This window comes from Streptomyces sp. NPDC012794 (assembly GCF_042901085.1).
Lineage (GTDB): Bacteria > Actinomycetota > Actinomycetes > Streptomycetales > Streptomycetaceae > Streptomyces.
In genome coordinates this window covers 162,168-182,826 of sequence record NZ_JBIBCI010000010.1, presented here as the reverse complement: position 1 = coordinate 182,826, position 20,659 = coordinate 162,168, and the positions used below count along the sequence as shown (strand labels likewise).

The 20,659-nt window shown below is 71.9% G+C and carries 14 protein-coding genes; 6 read left to right on the top strand and 8 right to left on the bottom strand.

Annotated features, from left to right (window positions below; all coding sequences use genetic code 11):
* Positions 1-79 precede the first annotated feature (79 nt).
* Both ACFY7H_RS20450 and ACFY7H_RS20445 read left to right on the top strand, forming a co-directional pair.
* Positions 80-619: a WcaF family extracellular polysaccharide biosynthesis acetyltransferase gene (locus ACFY7H_RS20450; protein ID WP_388939836.1), complete on the top strand. Its 540-nt coding sequence runs from the start codon at positions 80-82 to the stop codon at positions 617-619.
* On the top strand, positions 616-1,731 hold the full coding sequence (locus ACFY7H_RS20445) for a glycosyltransferase (RefSeq protein WP_388939834.1): 1,116 nt from the start codon (positions 616-618) through the stop codon (positions 1,729-1,731). The genes ACFY7H_RS20450 and ACFY7H_RS20445 overlap by 4 nt, the downstream gene beginning before the upstream one ends.
* A gap of 61 nt (positions 1,732-1,792) precedes the next feature.
* Here the strand turns inward: ACFY7H_RS20445 and ACFY7H_RS20440 are convergent, their stop codons facing one another.
* The 4 genes from ACFY7H_RS20440 to gmd all read right to left on the bottom strand — a co-directional run bounded on the left by ACFY7H_RS20440 (position 1,793) and on the right by gmd (position 6,923).
* Positions 1,793-2,014 (bottom strand): hypothetical protein, encoded by a 222-nt coding sequence (locus tag ACFY7H_RS20440; RefSeq protein ID WP_388939833.1) that lies wholly within the window; start codon positions 2,012-2,014, stop codon positions 1,793-1,795.
* Between the two features lie 95 nt (positions 2,015-2,109).
* Positions 2,110-2,799 carry a hypothetical protein gene (locus ACFY7H_RS20435; RefSeq protein ID WP_388939832.1) on the bottom strand — a complete coding sequence of 230 codons (690 nt, stop codon included), beginning with the start codon at positions 2,797-2,799 and terminating at the stop codon, positions 2,110-2,112.
* Between the two features lie 80 nt (positions 2,800-2,879).
* Positions 2,880-5,654, bottom strand: a complete 2,775-nt coding sequence (locus tag ACFY7H_RS20430; RefSeq protein ID WP_388939830.1) for a LamG-like jellyroll fold domain-containing protein — start codon at positions 5,652-5,654, stop codon at positions 2,880-2,882.
* A gap of 255 nt (positions 5,655-5,909) precedes the next feature.
* Positions 5,910-6,923 carry a GDP-mannose 4,6-dehydratase gene (gmd, locus tag ACFY7H_RS20425; RefSeq protein ID WP_388939829.1) on the bottom strand — a complete coding sequence of 338 codons (1,014 nt, stop codon included), beginning with the start codon at positions 6,921-6,923 and terminating at the stop codon, positions 5,910-5,912.
* Between the two features lie 341 nt (positions 6,924-7,264).
* On the opposite strand from gmd, the gene ACFY7H_RS20420 reads away from it, so the two are divergent.
* The gene (locus ACFY7H_RS20420) at positions 7,265-8,209 is read left to right on the top strand and encodes a GDP-L-fucose synthase family protein (protein WP_388939828.1); all 945 of its coding nucleotides are present in this window, start codon (positions 7,265-7,267) and stop codon (positions 8,207-8,209) included.
* Between the two features lie 33 nt (positions 8,210-8,242).
* On the opposite strand, the gene ACFY7H_RS20415 is transcribed toward ACFY7H_RS20420, so the two are convergent.
* Positions 8,243-9,688 (bottom strand): sugar transferase, encoded by a 1,446-nt coding sequence (locus ACFY7H_RS20415; RefSeq protein WP_388939826.1) that lies wholly within the window; start codon positions 9,686-9,688, stop codon positions 8,243-8,245.
* A gap of 414 nt (positions 9,689-10,102) precedes the next feature.
* Between ACFY7H_RS20415 and ACFY7H_RS20410 the strand changes: the two genes are divergently transcribed.
* Positions 10,103-12,373 (top strand): M4 family metallopeptidase, encoded by a 2,271-nt coding sequence (locus ACFY7H_RS20410; RefSeq protein WP_388939824.1) that lies wholly within the window; start codon positions 10,103-10,105, stop codon positions 12,371-12,373.
* Between the two features lie 98 nt (positions 12,374-12,471).
* Here ACFY7H_RS20410 and ACFY7H_RS20405 read toward each other — a convergent pair whose 3' ends face one another.
* The 3 genes from ACFY7H_RS20405 to ACFY7H_RS20395 form a co-directional block, all read right to left on the bottom strand.
* The gene (locus tag ACFY7H_RS20405; protein WP_388939823.1) at positions 12,472-12,912 is read right to left on the bottom strand and encodes a hypothetical protein; all 441 of its coding nucleotides are present in this window, start codon (positions 12,910-12,912) and stop codon (positions 12,472-12,474) included.
* Positions 12,913-13,116: 204 nt separating this feature from the next.
* The gene (gene glgP, locus ACFY7H_RS20400) at positions 13,117-15,756 is read right to left on the bottom strand and encodes an alpha-glucan family phosphorylase (RefSeq protein WP_388939822.1); all 2,640 of its coding nucleotides are present in this window, start codon (positions 15,754-15,756) and stop codon (positions 13,117-13,119) included.
* A 77-nt stretch (positions 15,757-15,833) separates the two neighbouring features.
* Positions 15,834-16,481 carry a GNAT family N-acetyltransferase gene (locus tag ACFY7H_RS20395; RefSeq protein WP_388939821.1) on the bottom strand — a complete coding sequence of 216 codons (648 nt, stop codon included), beginning with the start codon at positions 16,479-16,481 and terminating at the stop codon, positions 15,834-15,836.
* Positions 16,482-16,813: 332 nt separating this feature from the next.
* Here ACFY7H_RS20395 and ACFY7H_RS20390 point away from each other — a divergent pair, with 332 nt between their 5' ends.
* Entirely contained in the window at positions 16,814-18,808 is a 1,995-nt protein-coding gene (locus tag ACFY7H_RS20390; RefSeq protein ID WP_388939820.1) for a maltotransferase domain-containing protein, read from the top strand.
* Complete coding sequence (gene treS, locus ACFY7H_RS20385; protein WP_388939819.1) at positions 18,805-20,511, top strand: maltose alpha-D-glucosyltransferase; 1,707 nt, start codon at positions 18,805-18,807, stop codon at positions 20,509-20,511. The genes ACFY7H_RS20390 and treS overlap by 4 nt, the downstream gene beginning before the upstream one ends.
* Positions 20,512-20,659 lie beyond the last annotated feature (148 nt).

The following is a 20,659-nucleotide window of genomic DNA, read 5'->3' as shown; positions in this document are numbered from 1 at the left end:
TAAGTGATCAGCGCGCAGTTTAGTCTGAGCGTTCGGCGCCCGGGGAGGCGCGCCCGGGGCGGACGACGAGGGGCGACTGTTGCGCGATCTTCCTGCTTTCACGCTGGCCGGATACGACAAGGGGCGGGGACTGCTGACGCAGGCCCTGTGGTTCGCCGTGATGAACACCCTCTTCATGGCCTGGTTCTGTCCCGCCCGGCTGCGCGTGGCGCTGCTGCGGGCTTTCGGGGCGAAGATCGGCGAGGGGGTGCTGATCCGGCACCGGGTGCGCGTGCTGTGGCCGTGGAAGCTGGAGGTCGGTGACCACACGTGGATCGGCGAGGGCGTCTGGCTGCTCAACCTGGAGCCGCTGACCATCGGTTCGCACGTGTGCCTCTCGCAGGAGTCGATGCTGTGCACCGGCTCGCACGACCACCGGGCCGCCGACTTCCGCTACCGCAACGCCCCGATCACCGTCGAGGACGGCGCGTGGGTGGCCGTACGGGCCACCGTGCTGGCGGGCGTGACCGTGGGCCGCTGCGCGGTGGCGGGCGCGGGCGCGGTCGTGCACCGGGACCTGCCCGCCCTGACCCTGCAGACCCAGGACGGGCGCCGCCGCCCGGTGGAGGAGCCGAAGTGAGAGTCCTGCACGCCGTCACCCTGCACTCCCCCTCGCACGCCTTCGGCGGCCCCGTACGGGTCGCGCTGAACCTGGCCGCGGGGCTCCGGGCGCGCGGGCACGAGGCACGGCTCCTCGCGCTCGGGGAGGGCTTCGACCCCTGGCCGACCGTGGTGGAGGGGGTCCCGGCGAAGCTGTTCCCGGCCCGCCGGCTGCTGCCCCTCGGCTTCAGCGGGATGACCTCGCCGGCCCTGCTGGCCTCGGCGGGCCGCCTGGTGCGCGACGCCGACGCCGTCCACGTCCACCTGGCCCGGGACCTGGTCACCCTGCCCGTGGCCCTGGCCGCGCTGCGGGCCCGCACACCGCTGGTGCTCCAGACCCACGGCATGGTGGACCCGAGCGGCAGGGTCCTGGCCAAGGTCCTCGACGCGGTGGCGGTGCGCCGCCTGCTGCGCGGCGCGGACGCGGTGCTGTACCTGACCCCGCACGAGCGGGAGGGGCTCGACGCGGTGGCCGGCTCGCCGCTGGCGCGGGCCGTCCGGCTGGTCAACGGCACCCCGGCACAGGAGGAGCGGCCGCCGCCGGCCGGTCCGCCGCGCATCCTGTACTCGGCGCGGCTCCAGTCCCGCAAGCGCCCGGTGGACTTCGTGGACGCGGCCCCGGCGGTGCTCGCCGTGCACCCCGACGCGGAGTTCGTCGTGGCCGGCCCGGACGAGGGCGAGCTGGCGGCGGTCCGGGCCCGGATCGCGGCCCTGGGCCTGGGTGACCGGTTCACGGTCCCCGGGGCCCTGTCCACCGCCGAGGTACTGACGGAGCTGCGCCGCGCCCACGTCTACGTACTGCCCTCGGTGGACGAACCGTTCCCCATGTCGGTCCTGGAGGCCCTCGCGGTGGGCGTCCCGTCGGTGGTCACGCACTCCAACGGCCTGGCCCGCGACATCGCCGGGGCGGGCGCGGGCCGTGCGGTGGAGCCCGGCCCGGAGGGTGTGGCGAAGGCGGTCCTCGACCTCCTGGCCCCCGCCGCCAACGCGAGCGCCTCCACGGCCGCCCGTGAACTGGCCGCGGCCTCCTTCTCCATGGACGCCGTACTGGACACCCTGCTCGGGGTGTACGAGGGGGCCGTCCGCCGCTGAGGACAGAGGCCCGCCCCGGCCGATACGGTGGGAGCCGTGCCCCCGTCCGGCGCGTGGAAAATCAGAGCTCGCCCCGGTGGTGGTGTTCCTCCACCACCGGGAAGGCGGCCGTGGCACGGCGGCGCTTGAGGACGCTCGCGTAGACGCCGAGGCCGACGCAGCCGGCCGCCATCATGATCAGGCCGACGAGGTCGAGGTTGACGCTCTCCAGCTCCCAGTCACTCGCGAAGGTGAGGACCGCCCCCACCACGATCAGGGCGATGCAACCGCCGATGCCCCGCATAGGATTCGCCTCCGTGTGTCGTGTGACGGCGCGGTTACCCGCAAGACGGGCGGCGAAACGCCCACCGGCGCGGGGCAGTTGGGTCGCGGCTGTGGTTACGCCGGGAGCCAGGCGTAGCAGCCCGTCGAGGTGAAGCGGTCCGCGCCGGCGGGGACGGTGGCCGTGATCCTGTCGCCCGGCTTGGGCGGGGCCTCCGGGCCCGAGGCGAGGACGGAGCCGTCCTTGCCCTTGACCTCCCAGGTGCACGTGGTGCTCTGGGTCAGGGCCCGGTAGGTGCCGGGGGCGGGGGCGGTGCGGGGGCCGTCGCCGAAGCCCTTCTCCGCGGTCTCCAGGACCGGCTTCTGCTCCGGGCAGAGCAGGGTGATCGCGTCCCTGGCGCCGGTGACCTCGCCGGAGATGACGGCCGCGGCCGCGGCTTCCTTGTCCCGCTTGGCGGTGCGCTCCACCCGCTGGCAGGTCTCCTGGCCGATCTGGAGGACGGCCGCCGGGTCCGTCTTCTCCGGGACGCGTCCGCTCAGGTACTTCTTCTCGTTCTCCTTGAAGCTGCCCGTCTTGGGGGTGAGCTTCGCGTCCGGCAGGACCGGGCCCGTCGGCTTCGCGTCGGGCGGGGCCGCCGCGGTGGGCCCGGTGGTGGCGTCCGCCGGGTCGGGGACGGAGGACGGGGCCGGCGGCTTCGGATCGGCGGTCCGGGCGGCGCCGGCCCGGCCGTCGTCCGCGGAACTGCAGCCGGTCAGCGTGAGGGCGGCGGCGAGCAGGACGGCGGCCGCCGCGGAGCGTCGGTACATCAGGTGGCTCCCGTGCGTACTGGGTGGGTGGGCGTACGGGGCCCGGCGCCTGGCGTGCCGGGCCCGTAGCCGTCAGGCGGTTACTTCTGGCCGAAGGTGAGGACCAGCTGCGGGGCGGCGTCCGCGGCGGTGGACTCCGAGGACCAGATCCACAGCGGGTCGGTGCCCGTGCCGGTCAGGCCGAGGCTGTAGCTGCCGCCCAGTACCGCGGAGACCGCGGCGGTGTCCAGTTCGACGTTCTGTACGGCCGAGCCGTCCGGCACGCCCGCGATGCTGCCGAGCGGGGTGGTGCCGAGGGTGGGCTTGGTGTTGAACGTCGTGCCGTCGCCGCTCCAGGTGCCGGTGACGGGGACCACGGAGACGGTGTCGGCGGTGCCGGCGCCGGTCTGCGTGGAGGTCTTGAACTGGAGGGAGGCGGCCTTCAGGACCTGTCCGGCCGGGGCGGCCGGGAGGGTGAAGCGCAGGTACGTCTCGTACGCCGAGGTGCCGCGCACCGCGAGGGAGGACGAGGTGCCGTAGGCGGTGCCGGGGGCGCCCTGGTTGATGTAGGTGTCCTCGGAGACGGCGACCTTGGCGACCGTGTCCGTCGGGGCCTTGGCCAGGTCGAAGTGGGACTTGACCTGGGCCTGGGTGAGCGCCGACGGGTAGACGGCGGTCTCGTCGATCTGCCCGGCGAAGAAGTTGCTCGTCGGGCGGCTGGGCCAGCCGCTGAGGTTGTCGCCGCCCACGTGCCAGTAGCCGGCGTACGCGGTGGAGGTGGTGGCGCTGTGGGTGCCCTTGTTCTGGCCGTCCACGTACAGGGTCATGCCGCCGGGGCCCTGGGTGCCGACGACGTGGTGCCACTTGTTGTCGTTGTACGTCTCGAACAGGCCGGTGGAGATGGTGCGGGCCGAGCCGTTGTAGACGCCGAAGACGAGGCGGCCGGTGTTGGTCATGTACAGCTGCTTGTCGAAGGAGCCGCTGGTGTTGACCGTGTTGTTGCCGAAGCCGATCAGCTTGCCGCCGCGCGTGGTGTTCGTCTTGAACCAGGTCTCGATGGTGAAGGAGCTGCCGACGAACTGCCGGTGGTCGCTGTGGACCTGCTGGCTGGTGCCGTTGAAGCCCATGGCGGTGCTGGTGCCGCTGACCGCGCCGGGGCTCTGGCGCAGCGCCGGGGCGTTGACCTGGATGCCGCTGGTGTTGCCGCCGTCGGAGGAGTCGGCGACGTACGGGCTGACCGTGTCGTCGTAGCGCCAGTACAGCTGGGCGCCGTCCGCGCGGACCTTCTCCGGGTAGGCCTGGACCGAGACCGGGACGGTCACGGAGGCGTTCGCCGACAGGGCGCTGGTGTTGCCGGCGGCGTCGGTGGCGGTCACCCGGTAGGTGTAGGACTGGCCGGCCTTGACGGTGGTGTCGGTCCAGGAGGCCTGCGGGCGCTCGAACTCCAGGGAGTCGGCGGTCATGGTGTGGACCGGGGTGGCCGAGCCGTTGCGGTAGATCCGGTACGTGAGCTTGCTGTCGTCCTGGTCGTAGCTGGTGCGCCAGCGGACCTGCGCCTCGCCGGGCTTGACGCTGGCGGCGCTGGCGACGGGGGTGGTCGGCGCGCCGATGTCGCCGGTGCTGGCGAAGCGGGTCAGGGCCTGCTGGGGGCGGCCGTTGACGAGGGTGAACTCGCCTCCCGCCCACAGGTACTTGACGCCGCCCTTCTCGGCGACGGACATGACGCGCGGGCCGATGCCCTCACCGACGCCGTCGTTGGCGGTCGGGTGCCAGCCGAGCTTGCGCGGGCCGCGTACGAAGCCGTCCACGGGCGCGGGGGCGGCGCCGGTGTGGTCGGTGGGCTGGGCGAGGAAGAAGTGGCGCTTGCCGTCGGGGAATTCGAGCTCGGTGGAGCAGTCGTGCGCGTGCGAGGAGCTGTAGAGGACTCCGTCATGCGGCAGCACGTACTGGGTCGCGCCGAGGCAGCGGTCGCGCCACTTCTCGCCGAAGTCGAGGTTCAGGCCGAGGCGGCCGTCGAAGACGCCGCCACCGGAGCCCTCGTTGCCCGTGTAGTAGCCCGTCGCGTCGGCGGATATGTGCTTGACGACCGAGTTGGACGGGATGTTGGCGTACGTCTTGGTCACCGCGCCCGTGGTGGCGTCGACGACCGCGAGCGCGTGGCTGTTGGCGCCGTTGACGGCGAAGAAGTCGCCGCCGAGCAGTACGTGCTTGCCGTCGTTGCTGACCTTGACGGCCCGGCCGGGCTCGTCCGCGTTGGCGGTGAAGGGCTTGAGGGCACCGGAGGCCGCGTCGACCGCGGCGAACCGCTCGCGGGTCTGGCCGTCGACGGTGCCGAAGTCGCCGGCCACGTAGAGGGTGTCGTCGGTGACGTCGAGCGCGCGCACGGTGGCGGGCACGCCCGGGTGGAACGAGGCCTTGGGGGTGCAGCTCTCGATGTCGATCGCGGCGAGGCTGGAGACGGGGGTGCCGTTGACGGCGCCGAAGTAACCGCCGGCGTAAAGGGTCTTCTTGTCCTTGGAGACGGCCAGCGCCCGGACGGTCGCGCTGCCGTCGCTCACGGTGAAGGCCAGTTTGCAGGAGGTGGGGCTGCCCGTCCCGGCGTCCAGGGCGGCGAAGTTGACCGCCTCCTGCTCGGCGCCGCCGGCGCCGTCGGGCGGGCGGACGGCCGAGAAGGTGCCCCCGGCGAAGACGGTGCCGTTCGCCTGCTCCATGGCGAAGACGACGCCGTTCGGCTGCCAGGTGGGCAGTTCGTCGGCGGTGAACGCCACCGGCGGCGTGATGGCCGACGCCTCGGGCATCAGCACCAGGCCGAGTCCCGTGCCGGCGCCGGCCAGTGACAGTGCGAGGGCAGCAGTCAGCCCTCTGGATCTACGCATGGGCCCCCCAGGGCTTTCGCCCGGTTTGATGGCTGGAACTATCCGAACAGCCATATGTACTGGCGCAGACTAGGGCTCACGCGAGGTCCCGGTCACCTCACTTGACCCATTGCATACCAACTTGGAATCAACGGGGTTCAGGCGGGAGGGTGCACTGTGGACATACGGCGGATACGCGCCCGGCCATACCCGTACGAAGCCCTGAGCTCGCGGGAATGACCGGGACACGGCAAATCGTAGGCGAAGCGGGAGGCCTCAGCGGTCGATCCGCACGGTGGCGCCCGCCAGTTGGTCCTCGACCTGCCGGACATCGGCGTCGACCATGATCCGCGCCAGCTCGGGCACCAGCACCGTCGGCTTCCAGCCAAGGATCTCGCGCGCCTTGGAGGCGTCGCCGATGAGGGCGTCGACCTCGCTGGGGCGCTCGTACTTGGCGTCGTAGCGCACGTGCTCGGTCCAGTCGAGGCCGGCGTGGGCAAAGGAGGACTCCACGAACTCCCGCACGGTGGCGGCGACTCCGGTGGCGACCACGTAGTCGGTCGGCTCGTCCTGCTGGAGCATGCGCCACATCGCGTCCACGTACTCGGGAGCGTAGCCCCAGTCGCGGACTGCGTCGAGGTTGCCGAGGTAGAGGTGGTCCTGGAGACCGGCCTTGATGCGGGCGACGGCGCGGGTGATCTTGCGGGTCACGAAGGTCTCGCCACGGCGGGGCGACTCGTGGTTGAAGAGGATCCCGTTCACGGCGAACATGTCGTACGCCTCACGGTAGTTCACCGTGGTCCAGTACGCGAAGACCTTGGCCGCGCCGTACGGGCTGCGCGGGTGGAAGGGGGTGCCCTCGTTCTGCGGGGGCGGGGTGGAGCCGTACATCTCGGAGGACGACGCCTGGTAGATCCGGGTGTCGACCCCGCTGGCCCGGATGGCCTCCAGCAGGCGCAGCGCGCCGAGTCCGGTCACGTCGCCCGTGTAGAGGGGGGCGTCGAAGGAGACGCGGACGTGCGACTGGGCGCCGAGGTTGTAGACCTCGTCGGGGCGTATGTCGCGCAGCAGGTTCACCAGGGCGACGCCGTCGGAGAGGTCGGCGTGGTGCAGCACGAAGGAACGGTTCTCCGTCTGCGGGTCCTGGTAGACGTGGTCGATCCGCTCCGTGTTGAAGCTGGAGGACCGCCGCACGAGGCCGTGCACCGTGTAGCCCTTGGAGAGCAGGAGCTCGGCGAGGTACGAGCCGTCCTGCCCGGTGACGCCGGTGATCAGTGCGGTCTTGCCCATCTGGGGTCCCCCTGGGGTCGGTTGCTGCTGTTCTGTCCGGGGCCGCGCCCCGGTGCCTGCGTGCGGCCCGGCCGGCCGCTGGTCGTGTACGGCCGCGCGGGACCGGCGGCCGCACCGCGGCCGCCCCCCGTTCCCGGCGACCGGATGGGTACCGTACACGCCGGGCCGGCCGCGTCCTGGCCCGGCGGTGTCCGGGCCGCGGATCCCCGCGGCCCCGGCCCCTGTTGACGGTGGCTCGGACCCACGTGGTCCCGGGGCCGGAGGGCACGCCGCCGGCCGCCGGCCGGCGGGATCCCGGCTCCCCGGCAACCCGCCGCGGGCGGACTGGCATCATCGGCGGTATGACACGTTCGCAGCCCCTCCTGCCCCCGCACGCCCGCGTCTTCGTCGCCGGACACCGCGGCCTCGTGGGGTCCGCGGTCGCGCGCCGCCTCACCGCCGACGGCCACGAGGTGCTCACCCGCGGCCGCGCCGACCTCGACCTGCGCGACGCCGCCGCGACGGAGGCGTACCTGCGGGACGTCCGCCCCGACGCCGTCGTGCTGGCCGCCGCCAAGGTCGGCGGGATCATGGCGAACAGCACGTACCCGGTGCAGTTCCTGGAGGACAACCTCAGGATCCAGCTCAGCGTCATCGCCGGCGCGCACGCCGCCGGCGTGGGCCGTCTGCTGTTCCTCGGCTCCTCCTGCATCTACCCGAAGCTGGCCCGGCAGCCGATCACCGAGGACGCCCTGCTGACGGGTCCCCTCGAGCCCACGAACGAGGCCTACGCCCTCGCGAAGATCGCCGGCATCGTGCAGGTCCAGTCGTACCGCAAGCAGTACGGGGCCTCGTACATCTCCGCGATGCCCACGAACCTCTACGGCCCGGGCGACAACTTCGACCTCCAGTCCTCGCACGTGCTGCCCGCCCTCATCCGCCGCTTCCACGAGGCGGCGGCCGAGGGCCGCGAGGAGGTCGCCCTGTGGGGCAGCGGCACCCCGCGCCGGGAGTTCCTCCACGTGGACGACCTGGCGGCCGCCTGCGCGGTGCTGCTGGAGCGCTACGACGGCGACGAGCCCGTCAACATCGGCTGCGGGGAGGACCTCACCATCAGGGAACTGGCCGAGACGGTCGCCGAGGTGACCGGCTTCCGCGGCAGGCTGGCCTGGGACACGTCGAAGCCCGACGGGACCCCGCGCAAGCTGCTGGACGTCTCGCGCCTGACCTCGCTGGGCTGGAAGCCGGGCATCGCGCTGCGGGACGGCATCGACGCCACCTACCGCTGGTGGCTGGCCCAGGGCTGACGGGCTCGGCGGGGGCATCAACGGGGCCGCTCCTCAGTACGCTCCGCGACCGTCGACGACGGCGCGGAGCGTACGGCCCATCACGTCGACATCGCTGGTGAAGGACCAGTTGTCCACGTACTGCAGGTCGAGCTGAATCGTTTCGTCCCAGGACAGGTCCGACCGCCCGCTGATCTGCCACAGCCCGGTCATCCCGGGCCGTACGGTGAGCCGGCGCAGCTCGACCTCGCCGTACTCGGCCACCTCCTCGGGCAGCGGCGGCCGGGGGCCGACCAGCGACATGCTGCCCGTCAGGACGTTGACCAGCTGCGGCAGTTCGTCCAGCGAGGTGCGGCGCAGCAGTCGGCCCACCGGGGTGACCCGGGGATCGCGGCGCATCTTGAACATCAGGCCGTCGTTGTCATTGGCCCCGGCCAGGTCGGCCTTGAGGCGCTCGGCGTCCACCACCATCGTGCGGAACTTCCACATGACGAAGGGGACCCCGTCGCGCCCGACGCGGCGCTGGCTGTAGAAGGCCGGCCCCGTCGAGCCGAGACGGATGGCCAGGACGAGCCCGAGGAACAGCGGCGACAGCAGGAGCAGCCCGAGGGCCGCCCCCACCCGGTCGAACACCGCCTTGAGCAGGGGCTGCACCCCCCGCCGCACGGGCGGCGCGACCCGCAGCAGGGCGAGTCCGCCGGCCGACAGGGTCTCCAGCCGCTTGACGGAGACCTCCACCAGTCCGGGGAAGACGGCCAGTTCGAGGCCCTCGTCGTGCAGGGCCCACGCCACCCGGCGCAGCCGCTCCCCCGCGATCCGGGCCCCGGGCGCCACGAGCACCAGGTCGGCGTGGTGGCTGCGGACGGCTCCCAGCACGGCGGCGGCGTCCCCGTCCGGGGCCTGTGGCATCGAGTCCTCCAGCCGGGCCGCGACGGGCATGCCCCCGGCAAGGGGGCCCTCGCCGACGGGGACGACGCCGACGACGACGTAGGGGTGGTCGGTGCGGGCGGCGAGGTGGGCGATGACGTGCTCGGCGGCGGCGGGCTCGCCCACGACCAGGACCCGGCTGACGGCCTGCGCCTCGCGGCGGGCGGCGGAGAGGTGGTGGTACGTCAGTTTGTGGCGGGCGACGGTGACGAGGAGTGCGGGCAGCAGGGCGCCGAGGGCGGCGAGCCGGGGGGTGTCCTCCGCCGTCACCACGCGGGCGACGGCGAGGACACCGATCAGAATCAGCCAGTCGTGCAGCACGGGCAGCACCCCGCGGGACTCGCCGAGCACGCGTGCGGAGTACCGTCGGCGCAGGGCCTGCACCCCGGCCCAGGCGAGGGCCGCACCGAGGGCGCAGTACCCGGGCCTGGCCTGCCCGGCCGCCTCGAAGACCAGACCCACGGGCACGGCGGCCCCGATGAGGTCGGCGCCCACGGCGGCGGGCAGGTACCACCGCGCCTTGTCACCGAGCCGCCTGGCCGGGCCGTCGGGCGCGGTGGTCTCCCCGGCCATTCTTTGCGCAGGAAAATGGACATGCCTCATGGGCCCCCCTGGCACGTGGTCAATGTCGGTGGTGCCTGTCCACTGCTTCCCCTGGCAGCGAACATCTGTCGCACCGGGAAACAGTACGACAAACGCCCGTACGGGAGATGCCGTTCGGGTGAACATGGCTTCGCGTCTCCCACCTTTCAACAGGAGGCGACAGCCGTTCCGTCAGGTGGAGCGATCCCTTCCCATACGAAGGTGAATGGTTCGCATACCGGATACGTATCTTCGGACAACGGACTGTTTCCGGCCAACCTTTTGATGTGGCCCTGACATCGCAGCCCGCAGGTGGCACTCTTCGATCCGTTCATCGCACCAGCCCTGATCTGCCCGGAGGCCCACCCAGCCATCCGGAACCCCCCCTTGCAGAAGGAGTCTGCGTTGAGTCCCACCCCCCAGCGGCGTGCCACCGCGGCCGGCGCACTCGTTGCCGCGGCCGCACTGCTCGCCGTAGGCATACAGGCCGGTTCCGCCACCGCCGACGCCACCGCGTCGCAGGCTGCCCGCGCGGCCGCCCAGCCCAACCCGGGCGCGGCCCCCGCCGTACTCAGCGCTTCGGAGCGTGCGACGCTCATCACCGAGGCCAACTCGACCTCCGCCCAGGCCGCCAAGGCGCTCGGCCTCGGCGGCGGCGAGAAGCTGATCGTCCGCGATGTGGTCAAGGACGCGGACGGCACCACGCACACCACCTACGAGCGGACGTACGAGGGTCTGCCCGTCCTCGGCGGCGACCTCACGGTCCACGCCAAGGGCGGCGTCACCAAGAGCGTCACCAAGGCGACCCAGCACGAGATCAAGGTCGCCGACACCAACGCCACGGTCACCCCGGCCGCCGCCGAGGGCCAGGCCGTCTCGGCCGCGAACGCCGAGGGCTCCAAGCAGACCAAGGCCGACAAGGGCGCCCGCAAGGTGATCTGGGCCGCGGACGGTGTCCCGGTCCTGGCCTTCGAGACCGTCGTCGGCGGTCTCCAGGACGACGACACCCCCAGCCAGCTCCACGTGATCACGAACGCCAAGACCGGCGCGAAGATCGCCCAGTGGCAGGGTGTCCAGACCGGCACCGGCAACACCCAGTACAGCGGCCAGGTCACCCTCGGCAGCTCGCAGTCGGGCAGCAACTGGACGCTGACCGACGCCGGCCGCGGCAGCCACAAGACCTACAACCTGAACCGGGGCACCTCCGGCACCGGCACCCTGTTCTCCGGCCCGGACGACATCTGGGGCAACGGCCTCCCCTCCAACACGGAGACCGCCGGCGCGGACGCCCACTACGGCGCCCAGGTGACGTGGGACTACTTCAAGAACGTCCACGGCCGCAACGGCCTGCGCAACGACGGCGTGGCCCCGTACAGCCGGGTCCACTACGGCAACGCGTACGTCAACGCCTTCTGGGACGACTCCTGCTTCTGCATGACCTACGGCGACGGTGACGCCAACAGCAAGCCGCTCACCTCGATCGACGTGGCCGCGCACGAGATGACCCACGGCCTGACCTCGGTCACCGGCAACATGACCTACAGCGGCGAGCCCGGCGGTCTGAACGAGGCCACCTCCGACATCATGGCGGCGGCGGTCGAGTTCTACGCCAACAACCCGCAGGACGCCGGCGACTACCTCGTCGGCGAGAAGATCGACATCCGCGGCAACGGCACCCCGCTGCGCTACATGGACAAGCCGAGCAAGGACGGCTCCTCCAAGGACGCCTGGTACTCCGGCCTCGGCGGCATCGACGTCCACTACTCCTCGGGTCCGGCCAACCACTGGTACTACCTGGCCTCCGAGGGCTCCGGCGCCAAGGTCATCAACGGCGTGAGCTACGACTCGCCGACCTCCGACGGCCTCCCCGTCACCGCGATCGGCCGCGACGCCGCCTCCAAGATCTGGTTCCGCGCGCTGACGGTCGGCTACTTCAAGTCGACCACCAACTACGCCGACGCCCGCACCCAGACGCTGAGGGCCGCCGCCGACCTGTACGGCCAGGGCTCGGCCACGTACAACAACGTCGCCAACGCCTGGGCCGCCGTCAACGTCGGCCCGCGCATCAACAACGGCGTGACGGTCACCCCGATCGCCAACCAGACCACCCAGATCAACACGGCGGTCAGCCTCCAGGTCCAGGCGACCAGCACCAACCCGGGCGCGCTGACCTACTCGGCGACCGGCCTCCCGGCCGGCCTGTCGATCAACTCCTCGACCGGTCTGATCTCCGGTACGGCCACCACCGCGGCCACGTCCAACGTGACCGTCACGGTGACCGACTCGGCGTCCAAGACGGGCACGGCGTCCTTCACCTGGACCGTCGGCACGGCGCAGCAGAACGTGTTCGAGAACACCACCGACTACGCGATCGCCGACAACGCGACCGTCGATTCCCCGATCACGGTGACCCGGACCGGCAACGCCCCGAGCACCCTCAAGGTGGACGTCAACATCGTCCACACCTACATCGGTGACCTGAAGGTCGACCTGGTCGCCCCCGACGGCACCCTGTACAACCTGCACAACCGCGCCGGCGGCAGTGCGGACAACATCGTCAAGAGCTTCACGGTGAACGCCTCCTCCGAGGTCGCCCAGGGCGTCTGGAAGCTCCGGGTCAACGACAACGCGAACCTGGACACCGGAAAGATCGACAGCTGGAAGCTCACCTTCTGACCCCGCCGGGGCCGGTCGTGAACCACAGCTGAACCGCGCAGACCACGGGGCCGCCCGGGAGAAGACCTCCCCGGGCGGCCCTGTCCCATGCCGCGGTCCTAGTCGTCCTGCCAGTCGTCGTGCCAGTCGTCACGTCCGCCGTGGTGACCGTCGTGGTGGCCGTGGTGGTGGCCGGTCGGCTTGAAGTACACCGACCGGACCGACAGGTCGTGCGCCCGCTCGCCCGGCCGGAGCGCCTCCACCGCCTCGCCCCCGCAGCTGCCGTCCTGGTACAGGAGGGCGAGGGACTCCGTCTCGTTGGCCACCCAGAAGGCGGACCGGTTGCGCGAGGTGTTCGTCAGCCGGTAGCAGGTGTCGTTGTCGGCGGGCTCGATCGTCCTGCGGCGCACGTCGCCGTCGCCGTCGGTGAACCGGTAGTGCAGCTCGCCGAGGGTGCCGCGGTCACGGTCGTGGTCGTAGGCCAGGGACGGGCCGGCGGTCGGCAGGACGAGCGCGCAGGAGGCGACCAGCGCGGCCGATGCGGTGGAACGAAGACGCATGTGAGGGTCCGTTTCTCGGGTGCGGGACACCGGCTCCGGTGGACGTCCCGGGGCAGTCTCGGAGCGCACCGGCCGCCGGTGGGCTGCCATGCACAGCACGCTCGAAGCTTCGCCCTCCCGGCACCCCCGCGCACCGCCACGGCGTCCGTACGGGTGTACGGACGCCGTGGCGGCCGGGGCGGCCGGAGCCCCCGCGTCAGGGCCTCAGCGCATCAGGACCCCGCCCAGCGACGCCTCGCTGCCCACCGGCGCCGCGACCAGGCCCAGCTCGGCCGGGCTCGCCAGCAGCGGGTGCGCCGGCAGGACGCGCACGGTGTAGCCGAAGGGCCCGGTCCGGTCGAGGGCGAGCGGGCCCTCGTAGACCCAGCGCCCCTCCAGGTCGGGGCCGGCCGCGGGCTTGAGCGGGAAGGCCCGGCCGTCCCGGATCACGTCCTGGGCGTCGACCCGCCCCGCGACGGCCTGCACCTCCACGTCGTCCGGCGTGAGCGCGTGCAGCGCCACCCGCACCCGCAGCGTGAGGGTGGCGCCCAGCTCTGCGGTGCCTCCCACGGGCGCGGCGGCGACGGCCTCCACGTGCTCGACCGCGACCTCCGGCCAGGAGGCCCGGATCCGGCCCTTCCACCAGGCGAGGTCGCGCGCCGTGTCGGGGGTCAGGGTTCGGTGGGCGAGCGCGGCGGGGGTGTAGAGGCGCTCCACGTACTCCCGTACCATCCGCCCCGCGAGCACCTTGGGCCCCAGGGAGACCAGGGTGCGCCGGACCATCTCGATCCAGCGCACGGGCAGCCCGGCCCGGCCGTCCCGGTCGTAGAAGCGGGGTGCGACCCGCTCCTCGATCAGCTCGTAGAGGGCGCCCGCCTCCAGGTCGTCGCGGCGGTCCTCGTCCGTGCCGAGCCCGTCGGCCGTGGGGATGGCCCAGCCGAAGTCGGGTTCGAACCACTCGTCCCACCAGCCGTCCAGGACGGACAGGTTGAGGCAGCCGTTGAGCGCGGCCTTCATCCCGCTGGTCCCGCAGGCCTCCAGCGGGCGCAGCGGGTTGTTCAGCCAGACGTCGCAGCCCGGGTAGAGCTTCTGCGCCATGGCCATGCCGTAGTCCGGCAGGAAGACGATGCGGTGGCGCACGCGCGGGTCGTCGGAGAAGCGCACCAGCTCCTGCACGAGCCGCTTGCCGCCGTCGTCGGCCGGGTGCGCCTTGCCGGCGACGACGATCTGCACCGGGCGGTCCGGGTGCAGCAGCAGCCTCCGCAGCCGCTCGGGGTCGCGCAGCATCAGCGTGAGCCGCTTGTACGAGGGCACGCGGCGGGCGAAGCCGATGGTCAGCACGTCCGGGTCGAGGACGCCGTCGACCCAGCCGAGCTCGGCGTCGGCGGCCCCACGCTGCTTCCAGGAGGCGCGCAGCCGGTCGCGCACCTCCTGGACGAGCTGTTCGCGCAGGGTCCGGCGTACGTCCCACACGTCCTGGTCGGCGATCTGCGCGACGGCGTCCCAGCGGGCGGAGGCGCCCGCCGCGAGGGCGTCCTCGGTCCGTCCGGCCCCGATCTGGCGGGCGCCGAGCCGCATGACCTCGGGGGCGACCCAGGTCGGGGCGTGCACACCGTTCGTCACGGAGACGATGGGCACGTCGGCGGCGTCGAAGCCCGGCCAGAGCCCGGCGAACATGCCCCGGCTGACCGCCCCGTGGAGGGTGGAGACGCCGTTGGCCCGCTGGGCGAGGCGCAGGCCCATCACGGCCATGTTGAACACCCCGGGGTCGCCGCCGGGGTAGGACTCGGCGCCCAGTTCGAGGATCCGCTCGGCGGGTACGCCGGCCAGCTCGCCGCCCTCGCCGAAGTGCCGGGCGACCAGGGAGCGGTCGAAGCGGTCGATGCCGGCGGGCACGGGGGTGTGGGTGGTGAACACGGTTCCGGCGCGCACGGCCTCGACGGCGGCGTCGAAGCCGAGGCCGTGCTCGCCGTCCAGTTCCCTTATGCGTTCGAGTCCGAGGAAGCCGGCGTGTCCCTCGTTGGTGTGAAAGACCTCGGGGTCGGCGTGGCCGGTGATCCGGCAGTACGCTCGCACGGCGCGGACGCCGCCGATGCCGAGCAGCATCTCCTGGAGGAGCCGGTGGTCGCTGCCGCCGCCGTAGAGGCGGTCGGTCACCTCGCGGGCGCCGGCGTCGTTGTCCTCGACGTCGGAGTCGAGCAGGAGCAGCGGCACCCGCCCGACGCGGGCCTGCCAGATGTGCGCGTGCAACGACCTTCCGCCGGGGAGGGTGAGCGTCACCCGGGCGGGGGTGCCGTCCTCCTGCCTCAGCAGGGACAGGGGCAGCTCGTGGGGGTCGAGCACCGGGTAGTGCTCCTGTTGCCATCCGTCGCGGGAGAGCGACTGGCGGAAGTAGCCGTGCCGGTAGAGCAGGCCGACGCCGATGACCGGGACGCCCAGGTCGCTGGCGGCCTTCAGGTGGTCCCCGGCGAGGATCCCGAGCCCGCCGGAGTACTGGGGCAGGGCTGCGGTGATGCCGAATTCGGGGGAGAAGTAGGCGATGGCGGCCGGGAACCCGGCACTGTTCTCATGGGTCTGGTACCACCTCGCGCCGTGGAGGTAGTCGTCGAGGTCGGCGGCGACGACGGCCAGCCGCCGCAGGAAGCGCCGGTCGGCGGCGAGTTCCCCGAGCCGGGCGGCGGGCACGGAGCCGAGCAGCCGGACGGGGTCGCCGCCGGCGGCCTGCCAGCCCTCGGGGTCGACGGATTGGAAGAGTTCGCGGGTTTCCGTATGCCACGACCAGCGCAGGTTGCGCGCGAGGTCGGCGAGCGGCATCAGGGGTTCGGGGAGGACGGGGCGCACGGTGAATCGACGGATAGCCTTCACACGTTCCACCTTCGCAGGGGATGACGGATCGGAGCGACCGCACCACGCTGTGCACCCGCGCGTCGGCCCCCGGAAGGCTAGCGCCGCGGACCGGCTCCGGCCATCCCGCCTCCCGGAGCGCCCGGCCGGGCGTCCGTCGCGAGACGGGCGTGGAGGTGCTCGTCGTGCCAGCCGTCGGCGTGCCGGAGCGCGCCGCGCATGGTGCCCTCCAGGGGGAAGCCCGCCTTGAGGGCGACGGCGCAGGAGGCCGGGTTGGCCACCGAGTGGCAGATCCGCAGCCGGTGCAGGCCCGCGTCGCGGAACGCCCATTCGGCCACGGCGGCCACGCCCTGGGTCACCACCCCCCGGCCCCGGCCGTCCGGCAGCAGCCAGTACAGGAATTCCGCGGCGGCGCCCGCCGGGTCGAAGTCGCCGAGGCCGATCAGGCCGACGGCCGGGGAGTCCGGCCCGGGGGAAACAGCCCACAGCGCCGCCTCCTGCCGCGTCCACCGCCGGTTCCAGCGGGCGATGCGGGCCGCCGCCGTCCCGGGGGTCTCCGGCTCGGGCCGGTTCCAGTGCCGGATGCCGGGGTCCTCGTACGCGGCGACGAGCACCGGGGCGTCCGCCTCCCGCCAGGGCCGCAGCAGCATCCCGCGGGGCAGGTCCAGCACCGGCTGCGGGGCGGCGCCCCATGGGGCGGGAGGGGCCGGCGGGGTGAGGGGGGCGGGTGGTATTTCGCTGTCCATCGGCCCATCCTCGCCGACTTGACGGAGCCTCGGCGGACGCCGAGCCGTTCGCCCGCCGGCCACGTCCCCCTACGTACGAGTAGTTAACCGGCAGCACGGATTGGGCGGGGCGAGAGTGGGAAGGGCTGAGCGGGTACACGCGATACCACGCACGGCGCACCCGCCCAAAACCTTTCCCCGCCACCCGAGTGAACGCGGACAGGAGCGGCCATGCCCGCAGCCCAGCCGTCTTCCGAGCGGCTAGAAACAGAGCGAACAGAGCGTGCACTACCAGCCGTGAGTCCGGCTGGCCCGTCACCGAGCCCTGCGAACTGCCTTCAGGTGATCCCATCATGATCGGTCGCATTCCCGTGCTGGACGTCCGCCCCGCCGTCGACTGCGGCGCCAGACCCGCCAAGGCGGTCGTGGACGAGGTCTTCGAGATCTCCGCCACCGTGTTCCGCGAGGGCCACGACGCCGTATCCGCCCATGTCGTACTGCGCGACCCGAGCGGGCGGCTGCGCCCGCCGGTGCCGCTCCGGGAACTCGCCCCCGGCACCGACCGGTGGGGGGCGCGGGTCTCCGCCGATGCCGAGGGGAGGTGGACCTACACGGTCGAGGCATGGAGCGATCCGGTCGCCACCTGGCGGGCCCACGCCGCCATCAAGATCCCGGCGGGCCTGGACACCGGCCTGACCCTCCTGGAGGGCGCCGAGCTCTACGTGCGGGCCGCGGCCAGGATCCCGAAGCGGGACGGCCGCGAGGCGGTGCTGGCCGCCGCCGACGCGATGCGCGACGAGGACCGGCCGGCCGCCGAGCGGTACGCGGCCGCGCTGGCGCCCGCGGTGGACGCGGCGCTCGCCCGGCGCCCGTACCGGGAGCTGGTCACGGCGGCCAAGCCGCTCCCCCTGATCGTCGAACGCAAGCGGGCCCTCTTCGGTTCCTGGTACGAGATGTTCCCCCGCTCGGAGGGAGCGGTGGTGAAGCCGGGCGAGGCACCGGTCAGCGGGACCTTCCGCACCGCCGCCGAACGGCTCCCGGCCATCGCCGCCATGGGCTTCGACGTCGTCTACCTGCCGCCGGTCCACCCCATCGGGTCGACCTACCGCAAGGGTCCGAACAACACCTTGTCGGCGGGCAGTTGGGATCCGGGAGTGCCCTGGGCGATCGGTTCGACGGAGGGCGGCCACGACGCCGTCCACCCCGAGCTCGGCACCCTGGAGGACTTCGACGCCTTCGTGGACCGGGCCCGGGGCCTGCGGCTGGAGGTCGCCCTGGACTTCGCCCTCCAGTGCTCCCCGGACCACCCGTGGGTGGAGAAGCACCCGGAGTGGTTCCGCCACCGGGCGGACGGGACGATCGCCTACGCCGAGAACCCGCCGAAGAAGTACCAGGACATCTTCCCGGTCCACTTCGACACGGACATGGCGGGCATCGTCGAGGAGACGGTCCGCGTCCTGCGCCACTGGATGGACCACGGAGTCCGGATCTTCCGGGTCGACAACCCGCACACCAAACCGGTCGTGTTCTGGCAGAAGGTGATCGCCGAGATCAACAAGTCGGACCCCGACGTGATCTTCCTGGCGGAGGCCTTCACCCGGCCCGCCATGATGCGCGCGCTCGCCTCGGTCGGCTTCCAGCAGTCGTACACCTACTTCACGTGGCGCAACACGAAGGCCGAGCTGACCGAGTACATGACCGAGCTGGCCGGCACCCATTCGGCCTCGGTGATGCGGCCGAACTTCTTCGTCAACACGCCGGACATCCTCCACGAGTACCTCCAGAAGGGCGGCCGGCCCGCCTTCGAGGTCCGGGCGGTCCTCGCCGCCACCCTCTCCCCCACCTGGGGCGTCTACGCGGGCTACGAGCTCTGCGAGAACGAGCCGGTCCGGGAGGGCAGCGAGGAGTACCTGAACTCCGAGAAGTACGAGCTGCGGCCGCGCGACTGGGCCGCCGCCGAACGCGAGGGCCGCTCGATCGCCCCGCTGATCACCGCCCTGAACCGGCTGCGCCGGCGCAACCCCGCCCTCCAGCAGCTGCGCGACATCCACTTCCACCAGACCGACAGCGAACAGGTGATCGCCTATTCGAAGCACTCGGGCGGCAATTCCGTACTGGTGGTCGTCAACCTCGACCCGCACCACACCCAGGAGGCGACGGTCTCGTTGGACATGCCGGTACTCGGCCTCGACTGGCACGGGTCCCTCGCGGTGCGCGACGAGCTCACCGGCGAGACCTACCACTGGGGCAGGGCGAACTACGTGCGCCTGGAACCGGGCCGTACACCCGCGCACGTCCTGGTCGTCCTGCGACCGTCCCCGCCCACCGGAGGGTCACCCACCACATGATCATCAACGATCCCGTCCACGACACCTTCGAGGACACCCCCGCCAAGGACCGCGACCCCGACTGGTTCAAGCGGGCCGTCTTCTACGAGGTCCTGGTCCGCTCCTTCCACGACAGCAACGGCGACGGCGTCGGGGACCTCAAGGGGCTCACAGCCAAGCTGGACTACCTCCAGTGGCTCGGCGTCGACTGCCTGTGGCTGCCGCCGTTCTTCGCCTCCCCGCTGCGCGACGGCGGCTACGACGTCTCCGACTACACCTCCGTGCTGCCCGAGTTCGGCGACCTCGCCGACTTCGTGGAGTTCGTGGACGCCGCGCACACGCGCGGCATGCGGGTGATCATCGACTTCGTCATGAACCACACCAGCGACCAGCACGAGTGGTTCCAGCAGTCGCGCAAGGACCCCGACGGACCCTACGGGGACTACTACATGTGGGCCGACAACGACAAGCAGTACCAGGACGCCCGCATCATCTTCGTCGACACCGAGACCTCGAACTGGACGTACGACCCCCTGCGCAAGCAGTACTACTGGCACCGCTTCTTCTCGCACCAGCCGGACCTCAACTTCGAGAACCCGGCCGTGCAGGAGGAGATCATCTCGGCGCTGCGCTTCTGGCTCGACCTCGGCATCGACGGCTTCCGCCTCGACGCCGTGCCCTACCTCTACGCCGAGGAGGGCACCAACTGCGAGAACCTGCCGCGCACCCACCAGCTCCTCAAGCGGGTCCGCGCGGAGATCGACGCGCACTACCCCGACACCGTGCTGCTCGCCGAGGCCAACCAGTGGCCCGAGGACGTCGTCGACTACTTCGGCGACTTCGCGAAGGGCGGGGACGAATGCCACATGGCCTTCCACTTCCCCGTCATGCCGCGCATCTTCATGGCCGTACGAAGAGAGTCGCGCTACCCCGTCTCCGAAATCCTGGCCAAGACCCCGGCGATCCCGGAGCGCTGCCAGTGGGGCATCTTCCTGCGCAACCACGACGAGCTCACCCTCGAGATGGTCACCGACGAAGAGCGCGACTACATGTACGCCGAGTACGCCAAGGACCCGCGGATGCGGGCCAACATCGGCATCCGGCGCCGGCTCGCCCCGCTCCTGGACAACGACCGCAACCAGATGGAGCTGTTCACCGCCCTCCTGCTGTCGCTGCCCGGCTCGCCGGTGCTCTACTACGGCGACGAGATCGGCATGGGCGACAACATCTGGCTCGGCGACCGCGACGGCGTGCGCACCCCCATGCAGTGGACCCCGGACCGCAACGCCGGTTTCTCCTCCTGCGATCCGGGCAGGCTCAACCTGCCGGTCATCATGGACCCGGTCTACGGCTACCAGGTCACCAATGTCGAGGCGGCCATGGCGTCGCCCTCCTCACTGCTGCACTGGACCCGCAGGCTGATCGAGATCCGCAAGGCGAACCCGGCCTTCGGCCTCGGCTCGTACACCGAACTGCCCTCGTCCAACCCGGCGGTGCTCGCGTTCCTGCGGGAGTTCGGGGACGACCTGGTGCTGTGCGTGCACAACTTCTCCCGCTTCGCGCAGCCCACCGAGCTGGACCTGAGGTCGTTCAACGGGCGGGTCCCGGTGGAGCTCACGGGTGACGTGCGCTTCCCGCCGATCGGCCAGTGGCCGTACCTGCTGACCCTGGCGGGCCACGGCTTCTACTGGTTCCGGCTCCGCAGCGACCAGCGCGCCGACTGACGGACGGGCCACGGGGCGGGCACTCCTTTGGGTCAACGGCCCGCCCCTGTACGGATCATCCTGACCCGACACTCGCACATACCGGAGAAGCAACTGCCGCACATCCGGGACACTCTGCGCATTCTGTGACGGCCCGGGGAAAGGACGC